Raw genomic sequence first — 25,106 nt, forward strand, 5'->3', positions numbered from 1 at the left:
AGAATTTAATTTTGATCAGGTATTTTTTGTTTCAATTTTTTTATATAATTCCCAAGTTTTTTCTTCTTGTGCATCTGGAACATTACTGCTACTATTATCAGGACTAATACAAGTATCGGGATAACATAATCTCTTGCTATCTGGAGAGGATAATTCCCTTCAATTACTTTTACCAGTGCGGATTCTCTCTGGCCGTAATTTACGCGGACATTGATATGGGGATTCTCTTCAATATTCGTGTCGCTCAGGGTTGTAATAAAAACCGCATCCTTTGAAGCTCCCGCTTCAAGGAGCATTGGTTTATCCTGGACCTTTATTGTTTCCTCACCATATACCAGGAACTTTACCTGGGTCTTTGCATATACGCTAACCGCACCCGTATTTGTGATCCTCACCTTTAACTTATGAGCTTTTTTGTCATAGGAAACCTCTGAAATATTAAGCGATGAACTATCCGGTATATCTATCATCTCAATGTTCATTTCCTTGTAAAGGACACGTTCAAACGATCCTGGAACTTCACCGAACATTGTTGTGAATTTCGCAGTCAGGTTCTGGCCGTTCAATTCTGCTTTATAGGCCAGAGTCACCATACTGTTGCTATCCACATAGGCAGGTTCCCTGTCACCAAGAGTGGTTATTCTCACACCTTTTGATAATATTTCGATCGATGACCTTAAATATACTCCCGTATTTTCCGTATTTTCATAAGTCACTTCAAGATCCTTTGTAGCACGATTATATTTAACTGAATTAATATCAATTGCAAGCTTATATTTCGGAAGAGGGAACATATCAAGCGATTTAACTTCGGAGGAGCCACCACCGTTTGTTAATCCCTGTCCGAACTTTACAAAAATAGTCATATTTGTTGCCTGTTTTAACTGATATGCAAGACCTGATAGTTCGGTCCCGATGACAAGACCTCTTTTTATGCCGCTTTCTTTTATATATCCAACAACCCTGTCAGGAACTCTTTCTTTTCCTATTAAAAGCACGGGTTCTTTTCCTGACATGATTCCTCCTTCAATAAATTCCCCGTTTGTAAGGGTTAGCTGCTTGATGCTTTTGTATCGTTTCAACAGGTCAATGTTATTATCAAACCTTGATCCGTTATTGATCACTTCTGGTTTGAATTCGGCCAGTTTGTTTTTGACCTCTATATCCAGAAAGCCATAAATTATCATCCTGCTTACACCATTGGATTTCAGGAAGAAGTATAATTCATCAATATTTTTTTTATTGCCAAAAAGGACGAAAAATTTTTCCTGGGCAGCATAAGGCGCAACAGAAATAGCATTATATCCGGATACATCATCTACGACTATGAAACTGCTTGTGTTTGCCCTTTTAGCAAGCTCTATATTAAGAGTTGTTCCTGAAGCAATTATTTCATCAACAGTAAAGCCGGCGCCTTCAAGGTTTGTCTTATAGTTGAAAGCAAAAGGTGCTTTATCGGATTCCACAAGCAGTATGTTTTTTTTTGTTGTATCCAGTGTTTGAGGAACTATTGATGCATGTTCACTGCTTATGAGAAAAATAGATTTTATATCATTAAAACCTGCATAATGTGTGCCAAGGTAAACATCCTGCCAGTCTGCAGAATTAATTACTACCTGATCGGGTGATGCAGAGGCGCATGATATCGATATTCCTGCCAACAAAAATAACAATAATAATTTGTAGGCCAATCTCATCATTACTATGATAATAGTAACTTATATATTAAACCTTCGCCTGAAAAAAAAAGTTGGATCAAGGATCCAACAAGGTCTACGGAAGTTCCATGTAGAAGTAGTATACATTAGGTGAGGTTCCATTTACAGGAACAAGCAATTCATAGTTTGAATACCCGCCTTTGTAGTTTTCCTGAGCAGCTACAACGACGGCTGCCCATAATACTTGCCCTTTAGTTACATTAGCGTTAGTATCGACAGCTTGAATCACATGGTCCAGGAAACCATTTGTAGTATGTACATGGGAAGCATTTATTGATGTATCTACGAAAGTCCTGTTTCCATCACCCGTTTTATATGTATTCTTGATCGTATCCGGCATTACTTCACTACCAAACCAGATTGCATCAAGGTTAGTGATGTTGGCCTCATAGAGTGTGTCCCAGGCCGTAAAACTCTCATTATCTATTGCATAAATAGACCTGTTCGTGACATTTACTGTCCAGTTATACATTTCTGAACCGTTAGCGCCACTCAATGTTATAATTCCGGACACGTTACCAAAGTAGCCCTGCCAGTTCTGGGTCTGGTTGGTTTGCTGATACAGGTCAATCTGGGTAATATATCCTCCTGCAGATTGACTGGAATTTTGACCTTCCCTGAGTGGCTGGGTTTCATTTGTTCCATTTATCAATAAGCTTCTATCCAGATCATTATCACCTATAGCAGCAGATGCAGTCCCGGCTACGAATAATAGTGCCAGAACTAAAATTGCTGCGGATAGCGCTGTATTGAAGTTAATATTCTTCATATATTCATTCCTCCGTATTTTTTGCATATCGATAAAATCCTTTATGATCCAACTTAGACGGATTTCTCATCATTATGCTTATAATTAATATATGACTGCTATATTATATAATGATATAGGGAAAAAGATATATATCATCATGCTCATAATCATGTAATGGTCTTGAATAATGTATAAAAAAGAGGATATGAAAAATGTCCTTATAGGATTAATATCCGTATCAATCACTATCTTACCCGTGTACGCTGCCACAAGCGTCGATTCCTGTATGTATATAAATGATAGCGGTTCTTATACATTAACAACGGATATACTGGATAATTCCAGCTCATGTATCAAAATACGGGCAAATAACGTTGATTTTGATGGCAGCGGATATACTATCGATGGGATAGATGAAGCTGACTCCTATGGTGTGCAGGCAGGCACTGATTATACAAACATAACAGTAAGGAATCTGACAGTAACAGATTGGTTTTATGGAATATATTACCAGAATACATCATCGGGAAGGATCACCGGGATAACAGCAGTCTCGAATGTAAATGGTATTTATCTTGATTCTTCCAGCAACGATGATATAATAGACAACAGTACAACTTTAAATAATACCAATAGTGGAATCGGTATTAATAATTCAAATAATAATACCGTGACCGGCAACATCATGACGTCGAACAGCAATTATGGTATCTACTTATTTTCTTCAGACAACAATACCATCTATAATAACCATTTTAACAATACCGATAATTATAACGTTGATGCCTCCAACACCTGGAACACAACGATGATAGGAGGCATGAATATAATTTCAGGCTCTAACCTGGGAGGAAATTACTGGGCATATCCGAACAGAACAGGATTCTCCCAGACATGCACTGATGCCAATAACGATGATATTTGCGATTCTTCTTATACTCTCGATGTTTCCAACATTGATTATCTGCCCCTGGCAAAAATTCCGGACCTTGTTTTGACCCACGACAATATATCTTTCTCATATATATTATCTGAAGTTGAAAATGGCGAGGTCAAAGAAAACGTGAATGTAACCATAAATGCTACTGTATATAATAGCGGATTGGGAGATGCCATTAATATAAATGTAAGTTTCTATGATGGTTCTCCGGATACGGGCAATAATATTGCGAATGCCACGATTACAAATATCGACGCAGGCAATAGCGGGAATGCTACAATTTATTGGAATTCCATCATAGGCACCCATAATATTTCAATAAAAACAGATCCTGAAAATACCCTTGTTGAGACTGATGACAGCAACAACAATGCCTCAAAATTAATTAATGTCTCTGCATGGCAAAAATACTACGGCAATATTTCCGGGAACATTACCCTTAAAGGCCAAACGGGGAATTCTCTTCTCAACTGGAGCTGGGATACGAATCGGGGAAATGTTTTTGTCAGCAGCGTCCCGTCCTTTGAATATAGTAATCTCCAGGCCCTGGGAAGGAAAAAGAGCGGAGGAATTGCACAGGATAATTTCCAGAGAGCAGATGATCTTCTCAACATGACACCCGGAAGCAACAATGCAACAGGTTTTATTAACAATAATATCACACAACTTTTCAGCCTGGATGGTAATGGTACCGACCCCAGGAACGTCACGAGTTTCAAGGTTTATGGGAGGACAATAGATAATGTGCCGATCGTCAACAGTACCAATACGACCAATTATGTTTCAGTCGAGAATTCCACTTTCATTACAGGAATACTATGGGATACAACTAAAGATAATGGGGATGGCGATTATGGGGATGACAGTGAAGAACTTGTGTTTATAACAGGGATCAATGTTAGTACAACCGGCATTGGAAATTCATCTCATCATTATGAAACTGCTATACCTTCAACGATCAGGAAGGAAGGCAATGTTTATTTCTTTGTGGAGTTAAAGTAGTAGTTCAGGTTATTCTGCGATCTTGTTCAATATAGTTTAAACCCGGATACCGCATTATACAAACCTGAATAATCAATTTAACGAGGCAATTACCATTACTACAGATATTACTATCGGCATCGGCCTTTATTATTCCAAAACTCCTGGAATAGGTGGCGTCATACGGCAGGAAATAGAAGATTTCTGCGTTGAGGAACTGACGAACAGGGTTGAGACACCTGCGGGACAATACCTTATAGCTGAACTCACAAAGACGAACTGGGATATCCATCATCTTGTGCGCGATCTTGCGCGCATTTTGAGAATAAGCCAGACACGATTCGGATGGGCAGGCACAAAGGACAAGCGTGCGATCACGAAACAGAAAATAAGTATCTGGGATATCACCGAAGATGACCTTGCACGTGTGCATTTAAAGGATATTGAATTGAAACCTATCGGGCGCTCGAATAAAAAAATAAGTCTTGGCGACCTCTGGGGCAATCGTTTTAAGATCACCATCAGGAATATCGATCTTCCAGCGCAGGAGACACTGGCGCGGGTAACGTCTATAACTCATGAGCTTGAAAAGGGAGTTCCCAATTTTTTCGGGGTGCAAAGATTCGGGGAGAACAGGCCTGTGACGCATGTGGTAGGTGAAGCGATCCTCAGGGGAAATATCAAAGAGGCAGCCCTGGCCTATATAGCAAAAGCATATCCTGAAGAGAATGAGCCAATTAGAAAAGTGCGCCAGTTCGTTTGGGATACGGGGGATTTCAGGGAAGGAGTAAAAATATATCCTCTTCATTTGCAGTTCGAAAGGGCTATGATGAGCCACCTGATAGCCCATCCTGATGATTATGCCGGGGCTTTCCGGGCGTTGTCGCCAAAATTGATGGCGATGTTCCTGCATGCCTACCAGTCATATATTTTCAACCTGGTATTGAGCCGCCGTATCGGATCCGGCATGTCGATCAACGAGGCTTATGACGGGGATATCGTATGCTTCAAGAACGAGATGGGGTTGCCGGATACTTCAAGACTACAGAAGGTAACGAACGATAATCTTGACGGGATAAATAACCTCATCAACAGGGGCAGGGCCTTTGTCACGGCGCCTCTTGTGGGTTATGAAACACAGTTCGCAGAAGGACAGGCCGGGGGCATTGAGAAGGCAGTGGTGAAGGAATTGGATATTGATACGGAAGGTTTCAAAGTTCCCGCTATGCCTGAACTGGCATCGAAGGGACTGCGAAGGGAGATAATAGTGCCTTTTAAGCCTGGATTCAGTGTTTGTGAGGATGAGAAGAATGCAGGGAAGACGAAAGTTGTGCTTGAGTTCTCTTTGCAGAAAGGGAGTTACGCGACGACTGTTTTAAGGGAGTATATGAAAGGTAGGGACTTTGTTGAGATGCAATAGCTTTAGCATATTTATAACCTAATTGCTCTGAACGGAAGGGGCAATCCTGCTGAGGTATGCGTCGGTAGTAATGCAGGGGTGTAAAGCCATCAGGACAATACAGAGAAATTTGACAGTCTAAGAGTCCGAACTTCTAAAAGTATTGAATTCATGACCTCAAAGAAGCAATCCTTGTTTTAAAAGAAGAACCAGTTCCTATAAAATCCCTTGATATCGCCAAATTAAAAGGTGAATATTCGATTTAATTTCACTTTTTGAAATTCACATATTCCTTTTTTGTGCATTTATCCATTACAACTTCAATCCCTGCTTTTTGCGCTTTTGCCGCAGCTTCCTCATTAATTATCCCTTCTTGCATCCAGACAACTTTTGCTTTTATTGCAATTGCTTCATCCACGATCGGAGGAATGGCTTCAGAGCGCCTGAAAATATCCACAATATCCACTTTTTCAGGTACAGACAGGAGGTCAGGATAACATTTTTCTCCTTCCCACTCCGTAAGTTTGGGATTAACAGGGATTACTTTGTAGCCATGCTCCTTGAGAAAACGTGCGACACAATTACTCGGGCGCTCAGGGTCATCGGATATCCCCACGACTGCTATGGTTTTGTAATCCAGGATACTTTCAATGCTCATGTCATTTTACTATTGAGATAATATTATATTATTATTTTAAACCTTCAAGCGTTTTAATCTCGCTTTCAAGAGACCTTCGCTGCCAGACCAGGCTTAAAATATAAACTGTGAACACGATCCATACTATACCAAAAGCTATATTTAAGTAACTCAAATCCATACCAGTAATATTTCTTCGCTTATTACATAAAGATTAAGGTAACAAACGATAATGCGATAATACGTGATTTTATTGATAGAACAAAAAGTTGAAACTAAAGTTCAAGTTAAACCCCCAAGACTTATCGCATGGGAACTGACCAATGCCTGCAACCTTGCCTGCATCCACTGCAGGGCATCAGCAATAAAAGAGCCGCAGCCCGGTGAATTATCTACAGCCGAAGCAAAGCATTTCATAGACGAACTGGTAGAGTACAGGCCCATAATCATCCTCACCGGAGGAGAGCCACTGCTTCGCTCTGATGTATATGAGATCGCGCAATACATAAAAGGGAAGGGAATGCGTGCTGTGCTTGCCACAAATGGTACGCTTCTTACTCCAGAAATTGCCAGAAAATTGATAGATGTGGGAATCCAGCGGGTAAGTATTAGTATTGATGGGGCGACCAGGGAAATGCATGATGTTTTCAGGGGAGAGCCAGGTGCATTTGAAGCTTCTCTTCGTGCAATTGAAATCCTGAAAAAAGAAGGTCTGGGTTTCCAGATAAATACCACGATCACACAGAGAAATCTTAAAGAGATCCCGCAAATCTATGATCTTGCTATAGAACTTAAAGCATCTGCCCTGCATATTTTCCTTCTTGTCCCGACAGGAAGGGGCGAAGAAATAGAATCCGAAGAGATCCCGCCTGAAGAATATGAGCGGGTGCTTAACTGGTTCTATGACAGGAGCAAGGATAAAAGAATACAGTTAAAAGCTACATGTGCACCTCATTATTTCAGGATAATGAGACAGCGTGCAAAGGCAGAAGGGATACGGATCACACCTGAAACCCATGGCCTTGAAGCCATGACCAAAGGATGCCTTGGAGGATCAGCCTTCTGTTTTGTCTCAAGTAAAGGCGATGTCTATCCATGCGGATATTTACCAGCTCTTGCCGGGAATATCAGGCAGAAACCTTTTAAGATGATATGGGAGAAATCAAAGGTTTTTTGCGACCTTCGCGACCCGGGACTGCTGAAAGGCAAATGCGGCATATGCGAGTATAAAAATGTATGCAGCGGCTGCCGGGCCAGGGCTTATGCAGGTACGGGAGATTATCTGGAAGAAGAGCCTTATTGCATATATGCACCAGGAAGGAAGTGATTTTTTGGTTATATCTAAAATTCCGATGGATGATGTTGATAAAAAGATATTGAACGCAATCCAATTAGACTTTCCCCTTGTCCGCAAACCTTTCGAGGAGCTGGGGAAAAACCTGGGACTGAAAGAAGATGATGTAATAAGACGAATCCAGCGGCTCCAGAAAGAAGGCGCTATAAGGCGCATAGGTCCCATAATAAGCACAAAGAAAAGTGGTGGAATAGGTACGCTTGTTGCAATGAAAGTACCGCCTGAAAGAGTGGATGAAGTTGCAGGTATTATCAATGAATATGAAGAAGTATCGCATAATTATCTGCGACCATCTAATTTTAACGTCTGGTTCACAGTTTCAGCCCGGAGCGAAAAGAGATTAAATGAAATTCTGGAGGAATTTAAAGAGAAGACCGGATGTGAACTCAGGAATTTGCCTACGAAGAGATTGTTCAAAATCGGGGTAAAGTTCAATATAAAGTAGTTACGATATTATGGTTTATCCGGGTATTTTGTATCAGAACTCACCAAAAATCTCTGCCCCGATATGAACAACAATCCCATCTTTTGTGATCTCATAAGGTTTGATGGCATCAGAATGTTCAGTCATCCGCATTTTTGATATTTCTATCACCCGGGCAACTGATTTCATCTCAGTTCCCCGAAGATACCTGAGTGTTATTACCCCATCTGCTATATATTCTATCAACCCGAATCGTGACACGTATGGTGACTCCTTACCTGATTCGGATACAATTATAGATGTAGTTCCGCTGTCTTTTATCATTTCAATAAGCTTAAATAATTGTTCTCTTCTTTCCCCTTCGTTATCAAAAATCATTTCATACAACGTGATAGGATCAACAACGAGCCTCTTCGGAGCAAATGTTTTTATAAGTTCTGGCAATTCGCTTTCAATTTTTGCAATTGTGGTTTTCAGGAAAGTTGGGCTCAACCGTATGATTTTAAAGGTTCCATGCTCTATATATGGTTTGAAATCCCACCCGAATAAAGCTGAGCTTTTAATAAGATCTTCTTCTTTTTGTTCTATACTTATATAAAGACATTTTTCGCCCTTAACAAGGCCGGAATGAACGAATTTTAAGGCAAGTGTGGATTTTCCAGTACCGAATCCTCCTATGATAGTAGTAACGCAGCCCTGCGGGATTCCTCCACTTAGCATTTCATCAAGATCTTCAATCCCGGTTTTAACCCGTTCCATATTATGAAGACACCTCACGATCCATGCTATTCGATCTACCTGCCAAAAGATACTATCTGCTTTACGTTAGTCACTTGAAAACCCGTAGCTGGCATTATTTTTATTTCAAAATTCGCAATATTATCTTTTTCCAGGGTTGGAAGAAGTCCCCCGAACTTTTTGATATACATGATTTGCTGTCTCTGTGCAACCCCGGTTTCCATCCAATCAAAAACCAGCACCCCATCGGCGCAATCTATGATTGATTCTTCTTTACGCCTCTCGAAAACACTCTTGCTCAATACTGCATACACAATCCCATTCCATAGTTTAGCGGCCTTTTGCAGCGCCCGCAGGAAAAATAAAAGTTCATTCCATTTCATGTATTCTTCACAATACTGGGCAAGCTGTGTCAAAGAATCAACAATAACCAGGCTATCCGATGCGTTCCTCTCAAGAAAATCTACAAGATCCGCCAGAAGATTTGCGTCTGCTACAGGTTCACAGAGCTTCTCAAACGATATTTTTTCTGATATCCATCTGGAAGGAACAGAAGATTTTAAAAAAAATTGCTTTGAAAAACCCTGGAAATTTATCACATCTCTCAGGGCTGTACTATATTCCCTGGAGAATCCAAATGCTATTTCATTCAGGATATCTTCTTTTGATCTCGTTATTGAAACATAACATATCTTTTTTGGGTATTCATAGTTTAAGCCCGCTTCTGTTTTAGTTGGCGCAGCTTTGCTCTTTTTTTGTTCCAGCTGGGTCAAGATCATGGAACTGTAGGCAAATTCAATGTTGCCAGCCCCGATCTCACCCAGCAGGACTATGAATGAGCCTGCGGGAAAACCTCCTTTAATTATGGGATCTAATGACCTGATGCCAGTTGCTATCCTGCGTTGTTCCATATTCCAAAAAGGATATAAGTAACTAAACATATATAAACATATTTACATGATAGTGATTATAATAATAAATGATCAGGTAACATGATGAATCATATAAGAAACTTTCTAAGTTTTAAGAAGAAGAGCAAGCAGGGAATAGCCCCATATTCTCATTCAAAACATGGCGACCTGGTATTATTTGAAATTCCGGAGGGCTTCTGTAAAGTTGAACAGTACTGGATAGATGAACCATATGTACATGTATACATATTAACTAATATCCGGACAAAAGAAGCAATATATTATGTTGGAGAGCCTGCGCTGTCATCTTTTGAAAGAATGCTGCTTGAGAAAATAAATGTTAACCTGCAAGATATACTGACCGAGGAAGAAGCTCTTTACGAAGACAAACAAAAAAAAGAAAAGTTAGAGGAACATGCTATTGAGCTACTGTACCAGTATTCCGGTTCGCTTGAAGAACAAACAGTATATAAGATTTTATACTATTTGAACAGGAATTTCCTGGGATATGAGAAGATAAATGCCTTACTGGCTGATCCCATGATAGAGGATATATCATGTGATGGTGTTGATATACCGATTTTTTTGTATCATAGAAAATACGGGAACATTAAGACGAATATTCAATTTGATGAAATCAATCTTAATTCATTTGTTATAAAATTATGCCAGAAAGGACGCAAACATATCTCGTTCGGCTCGCCGCTTGTAAATGCTACACTGCCTGACGGATCGCGCATCCAGGCTACGCTCGGACATGATGTAACCACGCGGGGAAGTTCTTTCACGATAAGAAGGTTCAAAGAAGATCCTCTTACTCCTGTTGATCTTATAAATTTTAACACTGTATCTATTGAACAGATGGCATATCTGTGGCTTGCTGTTGAAAACAATAAAAGCCTGCTAATAGCAGGCGGGACAGCATCAGGTAAGACATCGACATTGAATTCCATCTCACTGTTTATTCCGCCCGCATCCAAGGTGGTGACTATAGAAGACACACGGGAACTCACTTTATACCATGATAACTGGATAGCGGGAGTCACAAGAGAACCTTTCGCAAAAGGCGAGAGTGAAATCAATATGTTCGACCTGCTAATATCGGCATTGCGCCAGAGACCGGAATATATAATCGTGGGTGAAGTGAGAGGCAGCGAAGCGCGAACCCTTTTCCAGGCCATGAGTACGGGGCACACCACATATTCCACTATACATGCAGGAGATATCCAGGACGTAATAAACAGGCTGGAACATGAACCAATCAACGTTCCCCACGCCATGTTAAAGGCGCTTGATATAATTACCGTCCAGATACAAATTACAATAAAAGGAAAAAAAAGCAGGAGATGCCAGCAATTAGTAGAGATCACAGGCCTTGATCCGCGTACAGGCAATATCAGGATCAACGATATGTTCAAATGGAATCCGCAGGATGACTGTTTTGAGAAGGGTGGCGAATCTTATGTAATGAATAATATCATGCATGAAAAGGGCTGGAGCATTGATCAGTTATTTGCTGAGATCGATAATAGAAAAGCTGTACTGCAATATATGGTAAAAAACAATATCCGTGACTACAAGAGTTTCGCAAATATCATCCAGGCATATTATATCGATCCGAAAGAGGTAATGGCGAGCCTGAAAATTACCTGAAAAAGAGCGTACAAAATTATGATCAATTCAGAGGTCGGTAGCATCCTTTTCGGAAAATGGGTATATCAGGAAACCTATGATGTGCTAAGGGAAAATATAAGAAAAGCGCATATAGCGCGGAGTGTGCATGAATATGTGTGCAGTTCGTTATTATATTCGCTCATCGCAGGCTGGATATCACTTGTTTTCGGATATATTTTAGCCCGGAACCTGACACAAAACAGCTTTGTGATATTCCTGATAACTACAATTTTTGCAATGAGCGGCAGCTATGCTGTATACATTACATTGATCTCTTACCCGTCTTTTAAAGCGAAAAACCGGTCATATCGAATAGACCAGTCCATGCCTCATGCTTTAACCTACCTTTACGCATTGAGCCGGGGCGGGATGAATATTATTGATATGTTCAAGTCCCTGGGTTCATACATCCACATATACAGCGGCACAGCCGAAGAAGTAGCAATGATCGTCCGGGATATGGAATATTTCGGAATGGACATAGAGACCGCGCTTCATAATGCAAGCAGGAGGACACCTTCAAGGAAGTTCAAGGATTTTATCGATAATCTCATATCTGTAATAAACAGCGGCGGGGACTTGAGTCGCTTTTTTAAAAGCAGGTCTGAATATTACCAGGAGACTGCTGCCCGGGACCAGAAGTCATTCCTTGAGACTCTTAGTCTTTTCGGGGAGGTCTATGTCAGTACACTGGTCGCAGGACCATTATTTCTTATTGTTATAATCGTCGTCCTGGGATTACTGAAAGGCGGGGTAGAATTGTTATTGTCGTTAATAATATATGTCGTAATTCCTGTTGGCACCCTGCTCTTTTTAGTCCTGATCGATACTATCTCCGGGATTCGTGAAGAGATGCCAGTCGTTTATACCAGGGTTAAAAATCTGCTTGTTTTTAAAGACGTACCACAACTACCCGCACAACAGCCAGGAGAATCGGGGAATATAATGAGACTGAAAAGGTATGAAAAATTATCTAATATAAAAAGCAGCCTGCTTCATCCCCTGAAAATATTCATTGAAAAACCTGGAAGGACATTTATTATTACAGTACCTATTTCCATGATCTATTTATTTCTCATCATAAGGGATCTTCCATCGGATATTGATCTTAATAATATCTCCATGGGAAATTTCATTTCTACTGTTATATTCAAATTTTTAAAGGCAGTAGAAAACGATCTTTTGATAACGGTTCTTTTCATCATAACCCCTTTTACTATTTTTTTTGAGCTGCGAAAACGAAAGATAAGGAAAATTGAAGATAGAATGCCTGATTTCCTGAAACGGCTTGCCGGTATGAATGAGGCCGGATTGACACTCACGCAGGCAATAGCGCACACGGCTGAGTCAAACATGGGAGTACTTACTTATGAGGTAAAAAAAATACACCGTGCTATCGAATGGGGCACTATAACTACAAGTGCTTTACAGAAATTTGAAAAGCGTATTGAATCAAGCGCTGTTTCGAGGATTATCACATTGATCATAAAGGCCAGCGAATCTACAAGCGATATTCGAAATGTCCTGTCTATTGCAGCAAAAGATGCAGATATGGGGCAGCGGTTGAAACAGGAACGATTCGCTAACCTGTTAATATATATCGTGATAGTCTATCTGTCATTTTTTGTATTCCTGTTTATAATCGTTGTACTTCTTGTGTATTTCCTTGCAAAAATGCCCACTGGAGGGGCGGTTTCTATGTTCAAAACTTCCAGTCTTTCAAATATAAAAACACTTTTTTATCATGCCTCACTCATCCAGGGCTTTTTTTCAGGACTTGTGGCCGGACAGATGAGTGAAGGAGATCTGCGTGCAGGATTGAAACATTCTGTAGTTATGCTGGTCATTGTATATGCTGTATTTACATATTTCCTGCATGGAGTTGAGTGATTCTGGCCCGAAAAAACATTAGCATTTTTTTAAACTGCGAATCAGGATTAAGCGAGATAATTGCCGCTATTATGCTTCTGGCAATTGCGGTCACTATGATCGCAATAATTCAGACTCAGTCCGTACCCGAATGGAATAAGGCGGTGGAAATGGATCATTTCAATGTTGTATATGATGATTTCCTGAAAATAAGATCCGATCTGAATGATGTTGCGCTGTTCCAGTTCCCGAAATCAAGTGTGGTCCATATGGGCGCCCACTACCCTGTCAGGTTGATATTTACCAATCCTCCTGACACATCAGGTACCCTGACTTCAACAAATGATACATGGATAAATGTGAGTTATACGCCTTTTAACCAGACTCCGACATATTTCAATAATTCATCAACGAGCATAAAATTTGTGCCGAATTATAATTATTATTCCAATTCTCCATCGCTTGTATATGAGCACGGGCTGATAATCAAAGATTTCGCAATTGACAATTACCTTTATACCGATACCAACCAGGCTATTTTCGACAATAATATAATTAATATCTTTATACTCTCTTATCCTCAGGAAACAGTGTCTTTTTCAGGAATAAATGCCCTGAATTATAATCTCCAATCAAAGATCAGCACATATAATAATACCAATGTAACTGTGACTTTTTATACCAATTACCCCCGGCTCTGGTATGCGCTTTTAAGAAAATATAATCTAAATCCGAATGTGTCTGGTAACATTGTAATAGTTGATTATCCGGGCAATATTACGATAAACACTTATATTTTCAACGGGTCAATTGCTTATGGGACAGGGGTATCTGCAAATACAACAATCCCGATACCCACACCTACCCCCACACCCACTCCAACTGAATACAATTATGTCTTTGACTTCCTGAACATCACAGGCATTGTGACTGATTTCGAGAACGCCCGGAGCGCCAGCGATGAAGGGGCATTGGCTGCCTTCAATGAGAATGGTACCATTTCCATACCAGATTCGAATAATTATACATATGTATCTAATAATACGATAACAAATGGCTCTATAATTAACTGGATAAATATGCAGAGTAACAATAGTGCATATGCCACGCTTACAGAGGGGGCAAATACAGTTAATACGACGTACTGGTGGGGATTTAATACAACCATTGAGTCCTGGACCCATACATGGACTGGAAGTGATGGAGATGGTAACATCGGATGGGTAGATGATGGCAATGCTGCAGGTGGCATTTTTTCCAAATTAACTTCAAACAGTGGTAGTCCTAAGACAAGAATTTCAACATGGAGATCCCCGCAATTTACATGGAATGGCGACATACCTTCGTCAGCAAGTCTTTATTTTGATTGGAGGGTCAGAACATACACCGGGGCCTCGCCTGGTAATTATTATGTTCAATTGGTCAAGCCAGATGCTTCCGTAGTCCAGATATATCCCACGACTCCTTTTAGTGCAACTGCATCATGGTCTTCTAAGTCAGCATCGCTGTCAGTAAGCGACTTTTCGCAGTCAGGAAACTATCAGCTTAAGTTGCTCGCTACGTTGAATACACAGGGTACAGATGGAACTCAGACTGTTGAGATCAGATGGGACAATCCAACTATTACTCTTGGCACAACGACTTATAGCTTGAATATAACCACAGACACTGTCTCAGTTCCTGGTGCAGATATCCAATATCTTGAAATAAATTATTCAAAGACTGCTGATGATAACTATGCAGTTTATGTATTCAATGGCTCTAACTGGAACAATAGGGGAACCCTTAATTCGGCAACGTGGACATTGTTCAATTATACTCTGACCGGCGATGAATACAATAATGGTACTCCGAAGGTCAGGTATGTGGATGAGGATCCCTCTGGGTCCACACAGGGCAACCTGTATATCGATTACCAGCGCGTCCACGGCATTACAACCGGTACTCCTTCTGTATATCATATGAATATCACGACAAACACATCAGACATACCCCAGACCAGCAATCACATCCTGCAGATAAGATACAACACTTCCGGAGATAATTTCACATTGCAGATCTGGAATGGAACATCATGGAACAACAGGACTGCGCTGAATGACACTTCTTTGTCTTATCGTAACGTTACTCTGCTTCCGGATGAGCTGATCCTTTATAGTAATACAGAAGGTATTAACAAATATTATACACTTGTCCGATATCTGGACATGGATACAAATACAACCCAGCAGGGCACAATTTATCTTGATTATCAGAGAATTTATAATAATTAATTAATTGAATTAAAATTTCTCATTGAAATCTCTAAAATATACGGATTTGCTGATAAAACATTGAAAAAATAACAATTTTTTAATAAAAACAAAATCGAGATGCGTTGCTGCGATAAGGTATATAAGCTATAAAAACAATTAAACACCGAAGGAATTCAAACACCGAAGGCATGAAATATAATTCAAGATCAGTTAAAGCGGGAAAATTTTAAAAAAATATTATTATAAGTATCAAAAAGGTATTCTATATGAATGAAGCAAATAATGGATATGGGGCAGGACAGATTCAGGTGCTTGAGGGGCTTGAAGCCGTACGCAAACGCCCCAGCATGTATATTGGAAGTACGGATGCCAGGGGCCTTCATCATCTTGTTTATGAAGTTGTGGATAACAGCATAGATGAGGCGCTTGCCGGGTACTGCACGAATATCGAAGTAACGATCAGGCCAGACCACAGCGTAAGAGTTGTGGACAATGGCAGGGGCATCCCTGTAGAGGTAATACCAAAATACCAGAAATCTGCTCTTGAAGTCGTCCTTACCATGCTCCATGCAGGTGGAAAGTTCGATAATAATGCATATAAGGTATCAGGCGGCCTTCACGGCGTAGGTGTTTCTGCGGTCAATGCTCTTTCCGAATGGCTTGAGGCAGAAGTGAGGCGTGATGGAAAACTCTTCAAGCAAAGATATGAATGCGGAAAACCAGTCACACCCGTAACCGCGATAGGAGAATCAACATATACAGGAACAACTATTACATTCAAACCAGACAGGACGATTTTCGAAACACTTGAATTCAATATAGAAACTCTTGCCAACAGGCTGAGAGAACTTGCTTTTCTGAATAAGGGAGTAAAAATATCCCTGAAAGAAGAATTCACCCTGAAAGAAGAAGTGTTCCAGTATGAGGGGGGTATCGTATCATTTGTTGAGTTCCTGAACAAGAACAAGAACATGCTGCATGAAAAGCCGATTTATTTCCAGAAACAAAAGGATACAACTGTTGTGGAAATCGCCATGCAGTACAATGATAGTTATACGGAGAACGTCTATACTTTTGCTAATAACATCAATACCCATGAAGGCGGGACGCATCTTGCTGGATTCAAGGCTGCGCTCACAAAGGTATCAAATGATTATGCCAGATCAAAGGGTTTCCTGAAAGGCGATGACAAACTTTCAGGCGAGGATGTAAGGGAAGGGCTCACAGCTATTATTAACGTCAAACTCACAAATCCACAGTTTGAGGGACAAACAAAGACAAAACTGGGAAATAGCGATATAAAAGGAATTGTTGAGACCCTTGTTTCCGAAGGTCTCTCAGAATTCCTTGAAGAAAATCCCGGGTCAGCAAAAAATATACTTTCAAAGGCGCTTGAGGCTGCCGAGGCAAGGGAAGCTGCAAGAAAAGCGCGTGAACTTACACGAAGGAAAAGCGCTCTTGAAGTTGGCTCGCTTCCCGGAAAACTTGCGGACTGCTCGGAGAAAGACCCGGCAAAAAGCGAGATATATATCGTGGAAGGGGATTCGGCAGGCGGTTGTTTTTCAGGAGAGACGCTTGTTGCCCTTGCTGATGGGCGCTCACTCAGCTTCAAAGAAATAATAGCAGAACAGGCTGATGGAAAAGAGCATTTTTGCTATACAATTAGAAATGATGGAAAGATCGGATTAGAGCGTATAATTAATCCACGCAAGACAAAGGCCAATACGAAAGTAATGAAGGTTACTTTCGATAATGGTGAAACCATTGCTTGCACCCCTGATCACCTGTTCATGATGCGTGATGGCAGTTTCAAACCGATAGAAGATATTACCCCGGATGATTCATTAATGCCACTTTATCGCAAATTCTCAGATATCAAAGAACCAGGGATTACAATAGGTGGATACGAGATGGTTCTTGACCCGCTTAATGATCGATGGATTTTTACTCATATGCTGGCTGATTGGTATAATCGCTGGAAGGGTATATATAGAGAAGATGAAGGAGATCACTGCCATCATACAGATTTTAACAAGTTGAACAATAACCCCACTAATATAAAACGATTATACAGGGAGGATCATCTTCAATTGCATCGCAAACACGTTGAAAAAACGTTGCATAGAGAAGATGTAATTCAGAAATGCCGAGAAATCCGAGATAGCAAGGAATTCCGTAATATGATGAGCAACAGGATGCAACAGCCAGAAACACGAAACATCCTCTCAAAAAATGCGAAAGTACAGTGGAAAAATGAGACTTACAAAGCTTATATGGCCAAAAAATGGCGTGAGTTTTATTCAAATAATGAAGATTACCGAAAAGAAAATAATGAGCAACTTAATCGCATTCAACAAGAATATTGGGGAAACGAAAATAATCGAACAGCTCAGGCCAGAAGAGTCACAGAATATTTTGCAAATAATCCTGAAGCAAAAAAGAAAAACTCTGCACTTGCCATCGAAGAATGGAAAGACTCAGAACTTCTGGAATGGCGTCGGAAAAAAACAAAGGAGCAATGGACACCTGAATTTAGGACGCAGCGCGCTGCAACCTATAATAAGACTTATTATCGCAAAACGATAGCTGCGTTGAAACAATTTGAAATAGAGCAAGGCAAGCTTGATATTGATGCGTATCAAGCTCATAGGCTGAAAACGCGGGATAACTCATTATTGCGTTTTGATACATTTTGCAATCGATATTTTAAAGGGGACATAACGCAAGCATGTGAAGCTGTGGAAAAATTCAATCATCGTATTGTATCTATTGAATATCTTGAAGAAACAATGGATGTTTACGACATAGAAGTTCCTAATACACATAACTTTGCACTTGCAAGCGGCGTTTTTGTTCATAATAGCGCGAAGCAGGGACGCGATCGTAAATTCCAGGCAATCCTCCCGCTTCGTGGCAAAATATTGAATGTAGAAAAAGCGCGCCTGACCAAGATATTGAAGAACGAGGAGATCCGTGCGCTCATCACTGCCATCGGCGCAGGTATAGGTGAAGGTGAGGAATTCGATATCGTAAAGACCAGATACCATAAGATCGTGGTCATGACAGATGCCGATGTGGATGGAAGCCATATCAGGACATTGCTTCTCACTTTATTCTACAGGTATATGCGCCCGCTAATCGAGAGCGGATTCATCTATATAGCCCAGCCCCCGCTTTTTAAGGTAAAGAAGGGTAAATTAGAGTTCTACGTTTATAATGAGGAAGAACTTGCCAGGAAGCTTGCTGAGATCGGAAGGGACAGTATCGCAATGCAGCGATATAAAGGTCTGGGTGAGATGAATCCCCAGCAGCTATGGGATACGACCATGAATCCTGAGAGCAGGACAATGCTAAAGGTTACGCTTGAGGATGCGATCAAGGCTGATGAGATATTTACGATCCTTATGGGCGATAGGGTTGAGCCGCGGCGTGAGTTCATTGAGAGGCATGCGAAGGATGTAAAGAACCTGGATGTGTAAATTGAGTTTATGAAATTCTCCGCACAAAGAAAAAATCTTGGCAAATGGATGACAGAAGGTCTTGCCTTTGTCAATCTGAAAAAATATAAAGAAGCAATAGAATTATTTGACCGGATACTGAAGCTTGAACCAAAAAGAGTTGATGCACTGTTCAATAAAGGACGTGCGCTTCATAATCTGAACCAATTTAGCAATGCAATAACATATTATAACAGTGTTTTGCAGATCGATCCCGGACATTCAAAAGCATGGCGCTGGAAAGGATTTGCCCTGCGAAGCCTTGATAAATTCGAAGAAGCTGCAAAATGTTTTGAAAAAGAAATTGAACTCCAGCCAACTGATGCTTATTCATGGTTCATCTGGTTCAACAAGGGACTGATGTTCCATATCCAGGACAGGTTCGAGGATGCCATTAAATGTTATGAAACTGTCATCCAATTATATCCCGATCATGCCGATACATGGTACTGTAAAGGACTTGCTTTCTATTATCTGGAAAGATATGATGAAACGATAAAATGCTGCGAAAAGGCGCTTGAGATAGACCCTGATTATTTCTATGCATGGTATGGAAAAGGGCTTGCCCTTCATAGCTTAAATAGATATGAAGAGGCGATAAAGTGTTATGACAGGGTTATTGAAAATGATCCTGAACATATTGATGCCTGGTTCAACAGGAAGCTTGCAACTCACAGCATGGAAATCCTAAAAAAAATTAATATATAAAATTAATATGCAACCGATAACAGAAGAACTTATCCAGGAAATAAAAGAGCGCATCGTTGGCGCAGTCCATCCTGAGAAGATAATCATTTTTGGTTCATATGCTTATGGAAAGCCGACAAAAGACAGCGATCTGGATTTACTGGTGATAATGCCATCTGATGAACCGATGCATAAGAGAGTGCTTCCAATAAGGAAGTTGCTTCGTGATTTCAGAGTTCCTAAAGATGTCATTGTTTATACTCCACAAGAAGTGGAAAAATGGAAAAATGTCACAAATGCATTTATTACATCAATCATGAAAAAAGGAAAGGTCATATATGGATTATAAAGATCTGGCAAAAAAATGGTTCGATAAAGGAAATAATGACCTTACTGCAGGAAAATATCTTCTTTCCATGCCAAAGCCACCTGCAGATACTATATGTTTTCATGGTCAACAAGCAGTTGAAAAATTCCTTAAGAGTTTCCTTGCATTACATAGAAGAGAAATTCCAAGAATACATGATCTTGAAGAGGTAATCTCTCTATGTGAAGCAATTGATTCAGAATTTTTCGAATTATATGATATTTCCTCCGAATTATCAAGTTATGCGGTAGAGGTCAGATATCCAACGGAAGGAGATTATGATGTATCGAATGAAGATGCACATAGAGCTATAGAAATTGCCGAAAAGATTAAAAAATTCATTTTAAACAAATTAAAATCGAGCTGATACCCATGCCAGAAAAAGAATCCACAGAACAAGAACCTGAACAGCAAATCCTTGTACCAGAAAAGATCACCCTGGTAAACATCGAAGAGGAAATGAAACGCTCATACATCGATTATGCAATGAGCGTCATCGTGGGGCGCGCCCTTCCTGATGTCAGGGACGGCCTGAAGCCTGTACACAGGCGCATCCTTTATGCGATGAACGAGCAGGGGATGACTCACGACAAGCCCTACAAGAAATCAGCAAGGATAGTAGGAGATGTTCTTGGTAAATATCACCCGCACGGCGATATCGCTGTTTACGATTCTCTTGTAAGGATGGTGCAGGAGTTCTCTTTACGATATCCTTTGATAGATGGGCAGGGAAATTTCGGTAGCATTGATGGAGATTCAGCTGCTGCGATGCGATACACCGAAGTCCGCCTCGGAAAGATCGCGGACGAGATACTCGGTGACATCGATAAAGAAACCGTGGATTTCGTTCCGAACTACGATGATTCATTAAAAGAGCCTTCAGTCCTTCCATGCAAGCTCCCTAACCTTCTCATCAATGGTTCCACAGGCATCGCCGTGGGCATGGCGACCAATATGCCTCCCCACAATCTTGGGGAAGTGATCGATGGCATAACAATGGTCATCGACAAGCCCGATGTTGATACACAGGAGCTAAATACTGTCATCAAAGGACCTGATTTCCCAACGGCAGGTTTTATTTATGGCCGGCAGGGAATAATCGATGCATACACTACAGGCCGCGGATCGATAAAGATGCGCGCCCGCGCAATAATCGAGGAAGTGAGAAACAAGGAAACGATCATCATTAATGAGCTTCCCTACCAGGTTAACAAGGCAAAAATGATCGAAGATATTGCAGGCCTTGTCCGGGATAAGAAGATCGCGGGTATAACCGACCTGCGTGACGAATCAGATAAGGAAGGTATCCGTGTCGTTATTGAAATATCACGACAGGCGCAGGCCAACATCATTTTGAACCAGCTTTACTCGCACACACAGCTTGAGACAACTTTTGGCGTTATCAACCTCGCTCTTGTGGATGGGCGCCCGATGGTCCTGCCATTAAAAGAATTAATCATACAGTTTATTTCACACAGGAAGCAGGTCATAACACGAAGAAGCCAGTTCGAGCTAAAAAAAGCGCAGGCAAGAGCCCATATACTCGAAGGTTTGATAATCGCGCTTGATCATATCGATGAGGTTATCAAGCTCATAAGGGCATCACAGACACCTGATGAGGCACGCGATGGTCTTATGACAAAGTTTGGCCTGAGCATTGAGCAGGCAAAGGCTATCCTTGACATGAGGCTCCAGAGGCTCACGGGTCTTGAGCGCGAGAAGATCGATGCTGAGTACGGGGAGCTCCAGAAGACTATTGCATGGCTCAAGGAACTTCTGGGGAGTGAAATAAAAATACTTGCGCTTATAAAAGAAGAACTTGCAGATATCAAAGCCCGCTTTGCTAATAAGAGGCGGACAGAGATAATTGAAAGCACAGGAGACCGTGTGACAGAGGACTTAATTCCTAAAGAAGACGATGTTATCACAATAACCAATAGCGGTTACATCAAACGTATAGCAGTGGACTCATACAAACAGCAGCGCCGCGGAGGTAAGGGTGTTATGGGTATGGAAACCAAGGAAGAGGATTTCGTAAGCGACCTCTTTATCGGCAATACTCATGATTATCTCCTTTTCTTTACTGACAAAGGAAAAGTCTACTGGCTGAAAGTATATGGTATTCCCGAAGCAGGAAGGCAGGCGCGGGGTACTGCAATCGTCAACCTGCTGCAGCTTGAGCAGGGTGAAAAGATCACCGCATACATACCGATCAGCAAATTTGACGAGAAACATTATCTTTTGATGGTCACAAAGAAAGGTACGGCCAAGAAGACGCAGCTTACCGATTTTGCAAATGTCAGGAAAACTGGCATTATCGCCATCTCTCTTGAAGAAGGGGATAAACTTGTATCGGTGAAGCTCACTGATGGGACAAAGGAAATGGTGATCGGCACAAAGCACGGGAAAGCCATCAGGTTCAACGAGAATGACGTCAGGGACATGGGACGAAGCGCATACGGCGTCAGGGGTGTGAAGCTTGTAGGCGAGGATGAAGTCGTCAGCATGGCAGTCGTGGAGGAAGGCGCAACCCTGCTTACTGTGACCGAGAACGGTTTCGGGAAGCGCACCGTGTTTGATGAATACCGCACAAGCAACCGCGGCGGCCAGGGCGTTATCACCATCGATGTCAATATCAGGAACGGGAATGTCGTGGATATCAGGACCGTCCGCGAAGATGATGAGATTATGATCACGACCTCAAACGGCATCATTATCCGTGTGCCTGCAAGCGGGATACGCGTGCAGGGCAGGAATACGCAGGGTGTGAGGATAATGAATGTAGGGGAAAAGGACAGGGTCGTGGGCGTGGCGACACTTGCGAAGGAGGAGGAGACGGGGGAGGGGGAGCAGAAGAAACTGGAAGAGGGAGTTATTGAGGCTAAGAATGAACAGATAACTTAGCTAAGAGTTAAAATATATGTTTGAGGAGAAAATAATTAAAGCGACCCCTACTAAATATCCGAAGACTAGCACCGCTGAAGCTGAGGTTATAGCATCTTTTGAACATATTATTTGTCATAAGAATGTTAAGCCTTATCTAAATAAGATGGATAAAATTCCAAATTATGATGGTTATTTAGAGATCACAGAAGATGATCAAACTCCTATCGGAGAGATTGGAGTTCAGTTAAAAAAATTGCCAGATGATGAATTAGATGCACCCAAATATCAGTGCCAGTTGGGATTTTTATCTTACTGTGAAAATTCTTTACGCCCCTTTTTTTTGATTGTTGTGGATACCAAAAATGAGATTGCATATTGGATTTTAGTAAACAGAGATTTATTATTGGCATTAAAACCAAAAAGTGGAGCAGAATCGGTATCAGTACAAATCCCAAAAGAGAATTTTATTACAAAGGATAAATTCGATTATTTATTAAAATGGAAGCAAATTATACAGGAATATCAAACAAAATTATTTGGATACGACAAATTAAAAAAAGAAAATGAGAAAATTAAAGAATCTTTTTCTATTTTATTGGAAAAGTCAGAATCAACCCTAGGTTTAGAGACACAAGAATTTGTCGAAATACACAAATTTTTAGATTTTCTGAACTATGAATTGGATATCAATTTCAAAGTAATTAAGGACTTTTATTTTCAATCCGCTTGGAAAATAGGTTTTGCATATCTTGAGTATAAAGCTGATGAAATATGTTATGTTCTTTATCCAATCCCTTATAACAAAAATGATGTGCACATTAAAAAAATGTCAAAACCTCTTAGTAAGGAATTAAAGCAAAAAGGGTTAACATTTACAGCATATTATAAAGAAAATCCAATAAAACTTAAACCAGAAATTTATGCCTTAAAAATAATCCACAATAAATTAAAAAGACTTCTCGAAGCAAAATTATTACCAATAAAAAATATCACTCTTGCTCGTGAGTTTATATTTTCATTTGTCGATAGATTTAATATTCCTTTAGGATTAAAAGTAAAAGACGAATATAGTGTTGATGAAATAAAAAATGCTTTCCTATACTATCTCCCGATATGGATTGTTGAAGCCTTAAAAATCAAGAAGATTTTATTAGGTAATCAAGGTTTTATCGATCCCGACCTAATTCTTTCACAATTGCTGGATAGTCAAAGAAAAGAAATTAGTGGAAAGGTCGAAGAGAGATTATCGAAGAAGGATTATAATAAAGAAATTATCCCAGTAGGTAACAATAAATATTCATTTGGGTTATTGATTGATGTATTAGATTATTTAAAAACGATAGATTCTCACGAAATAAAAAGATTATATATACCAAAGAATTATGATCGGCTTAACGGAAAGTCATTCTTTACTTGGTCACTGCTGGCTCCAACAGATGTAAAGAAAAATATTGAGATATTCTATAATGAATTGCCCATCATATATGATAATATCATTGAAGAATATTTTTCAAACCTTAAATCACAGTTTCATTTTTTCAAAGATTTTGATCGATTAATTATTGTTATCGATGCCAAAGAGGAATATCAAGATTGGAATGATGCTCCCTCAATAGAAAAATATTATTTAAAAAACAAAGAACATACAGAAAGAACTATTGATGTTTATATGAAATCAGATAAAAGTATTCCTATCGACCGTCACGCAGAAATTAATAAAGATATACAGATTGATGGTAAAATTTATCGAATACATTCAATGAGTTGCAGGATATTGGATTTTGTTTATGATGATATGCCTATGATAGATTATAGTTATAAACTACTAAATGAAAGATTTGATGTTTATTTTAAAGAAAAAACAGTGTCTTGATCTTAAAGATTTTTCCTCTTCCCTGATAATTAATCCTCAAAAATCCCACTACTTGCGCCACACTCACTCATATCAGCGCGCCCCTCCGGCTCTATGACAGGGCGGCGCCGCAGAACAACCTAAGATAAATTTGAGTCGTATCGAA

The 25,106-nt window shown here is 40.2% G+C and carries 19 protein-coding genes; 13 read left to right on the forward strand and 6 right to left on the reverse strand.

Translation table 11 applies throughout. From position 1 onward, the window contains the following. Nucleotides 1-5 precede the first annotated feature (5 nt). Together FIB07_02165 and FIB07_02170 are read right to left on the reverse strand one after the other, a co-directional pair. The gene (locus FIB07_02165; GenBank protein NJD51651.1) at nucleotides 6-1,700 is read right to left on the reverse strand and encodes a hypothetical protein; all 1,695 of its coding nucleotides are present in this window, start codon (nucleotides 1,698-1,700) and stop codon (nucleotides 6-8) included. Between the two features lie 73 nt (nucleotides 1,701-1,773). Further along, a complete protein-coding gene (locus FIB07_02170; GenBank protein NJD51652.1) occupies nucleotides 1,774-2,487 on the reverse strand; it encodes a hypothetical protein in 714 nt (237 codons plus the stop codon). Nucleotides 2,488-2,656: 169 nt separating this feature from the next. Between FIB07_02170 and FIB07_02175 the strand changes: the two genes are divergently transcribed. Continuing rightward, complete coding sequence (locus FIB07_02175) at nucleotides 2,657-4,411, forward strand: hypothetical protein (protein NJD51653.1); 1,755 nt, start codon at nucleotides 2,657-2,659, stop codon at nucleotides 4,409-4,411. A gap of 88 nt (nucleotides 4,412-4,499) precedes the next feature. Further along, the gene (gene truD, locus FIB07_02180; protein NJD51654.1) at nucleotides 4,500-5,810 is read left to right on the forward strand and encodes a tRNA pseudouridine(13) synthase TruD; all 1,311 of its coding nucleotides are present in this window, start codon (nucleotides 4,500-4,502) and stop codon (nucleotides 5,808-5,810) included. Nucleotides 5,811-6,057: 247 nt separating this feature from the next. On the opposite strand, the gene FIB07_02185 is transcribed toward truD, so the two are convergent. Then, nucleotides 6,058-6,447 carry a CoA-binding protein gene (locus FIB07_02185; GenBank protein NJD51655.1) on the reverse strand — a complete coding sequence of 130 codons (390 nt, stop codon included), beginning with the start codon at nucleotides 6,445-6,447 and terminating at the stop codon, nucleotides 6,058-6,060. A 31-nt stretch (nucleotides 6,448-6,478) separates the two neighbouring features. Further along, complete coding sequence (locus FIB07_02190; protein ID NJD51656.1) at nucleotides 6,479-6,607, reverse strand: CcmD family protein; 129 nt, start codon at nucleotides 6,605-6,607, stop codon at nucleotides 6,479-6,481. A gap of 75 nt (nucleotides 6,608-6,682) precedes the next feature. On the opposite strand from FIB07_02190, the gene ahbD reads away from it, so the two are divergent. Both ahbD and FIB07_02200 read left to right on the forward strand, forming a co-directional pair. After that, nucleotides 6,683-7,753, forward strand: coding sequence for a heme b synthase (gene ahbD, locus FIB07_02195; GenBank protein ID NJD51657.1), 1,071 nt, complete (start codon nucleotides 6,683-6,685; stop codon nucleotides 7,751-7,753). Nucleotides 7,754-7,778: 25 nt separating this feature from the next. Continuing rightward, nucleotides 7,779-8,225, forward strand: coding sequence for an Lrp/AsnC family transcriptional regulator (locus FIB07_02200; protein ID NJD51658.1), 447 nt, complete (start codon nucleotides 7,779-7,781; stop codon nucleotides 8,223-8,225). A 33-nt stretch (nucleotides 8,226-8,258) separates the two neighbouring features. Here FIB07_02200 and FIB07_02205 read toward each other — a convergent pair whose 3' ends face one another. Further along, complete coding sequence (locus FIB07_02205; GenBank protein NJD51659.1) at nucleotides 8,259-8,963, reverse strand: KaiC domain-containing protein; 705 nt, start codon at nucleotides 8,961-8,963, stop codon at nucleotides 8,259-8,261. A 35-nt stretch (nucleotides 8,964-8,998) separates the two neighbouring features. After that, complete coding sequence (locus tag FIB07_02210) at nucleotides 8,999-9,883, reverse strand: hypothetical protein (protein ID NJD51660.1); 885 nt, start codon at nucleotides 9,881-9,883, stop codon at nucleotides 8,999-9,001. Nucleotides 9,884-9,934: 51 nt separating this feature from the next. On the opposite strand from FIB07_02210, the gene FIB07_02215 reads away from it, so the two are divergent. From FIB07_02215 to FIB07_02255, 9 genes are all read left to right on the forward strand, one after another. After that, on the forward strand, nucleotides 9,935-11,506 hold the full coding sequence (locus tag FIB07_02215; protein ID NJD51661.1) for a secretion system protein E: 1,572 nt from the start codon (nucleotides 9,935-9,937) through the stop codon (nucleotides 11,504-11,506). A gap of 18 nt (nucleotides 11,507-11,524) precedes the next feature. Beyond that, a complete protein-coding gene (locus tag FIB07_02220; protein NJD51662.1) occupies nucleotides 11,525-13,417 on the forward strand; it encodes a hypothetical protein in 1,893 nt (630 codons plus the stop codon). A 71-nt stretch (nucleotides 13,418-13,488) separates the two neighbouring features. Beyond that, a complete protein-coding gene (locus FIB07_02225; GenBank protein NJD51663.1) occupies nucleotides 13,489-15,669 on the forward strand; it encodes a hypothetical protein in 2,181 nt (726 codons plus the stop codon). Nucleotides 15,670-15,917: 248 nt separating this feature from the next. Continuing rightward, nucleotides 15,918-19,130: a DNA topoisomerase (ATP-hydrolyzing) subunit B gene (gyrB, locus tag FIB07_02230; protein ID NJD51664.1), complete on the forward strand. Its 3,213-nt coding sequence runs from the start codon at nucleotides 15,918-15,920 to the stop codon at nucleotides 19,128-19,130. A gap of 9 nt (nucleotides 19,131-19,139) precedes the next feature. After that, the gene (locus FIB07_02235; GenBank protein ID NJD51665.1) at nucleotides 19,140-19,856 is read left to right on the forward strand and encodes a tetratricopeptide repeat protein; all 717 of its coding nucleotides are present in this window, start codon (nucleotides 19,140-19,142) and stop codon (nucleotides 19,854-19,856) included. Nucleotides 19,857-19,863: 7 nt separating this feature from the next. Next, complete coding sequence (locus tag FIB07_02240) at nucleotides 19,864-20,184, forward strand: nucleotidyltransferase domain-containing protein (protein ID NJD51666.1); 321 nt, start codon at nucleotides 19,864-19,866, stop codon at nucleotides 20,182-20,184. Then, nucleotides 20,174-20,569 (forward strand): HEPN domain-containing protein, encoded by a 396-nt coding sequence (locus tag FIB07_02245; GenBank protein ID NJD51667.1) that lies wholly within the window; start codon nucleotides 20,174-20,176, stop codon nucleotides 20,567-20,569. The genes FIB07_02240 and FIB07_02245 overlap by 11 nt, the downstream gene beginning before the upstream one ends. Before the next feature lie 5 nt (nucleotides 20,570-20,574). Beyond that, a complete protein-coding gene (gyrA, locus tag FIB07_02250) occupies nucleotides 20,575-23,106 on the forward strand; it encodes a DNA gyrase subunit A (GenBank protein ID NJD51668.1) in 2,532 nt (843 codons plus the stop codon). 16 nt (nucleotides 23,107-23,122) lie between these two features. Next, the gene (locus FIB07_02255) at nucleotides 23,123-24,961 is read left to right on the forward strand and encodes a DUF4365 domain-containing protein (protein NJD51669.1); all 1,839 of its coding nucleotides are present in this window, start codon (nucleotides 23,123-23,125) and stop codon (nucleotides 24,959-24,961) included. Nucleotides 24,962-25,106 lie beyond the last annotated feature (145 nt).

It is taken from the genome of Candidatus Methanoperedens sp. (genome assembly GCA_012026795.1).
In the GTDB taxonomy this organism is placed as follows: Archaea; Halobacteriota; Methanosarcinia; order Methanosarcinales; family Methanoperedenaceae; genus Methanoperedens.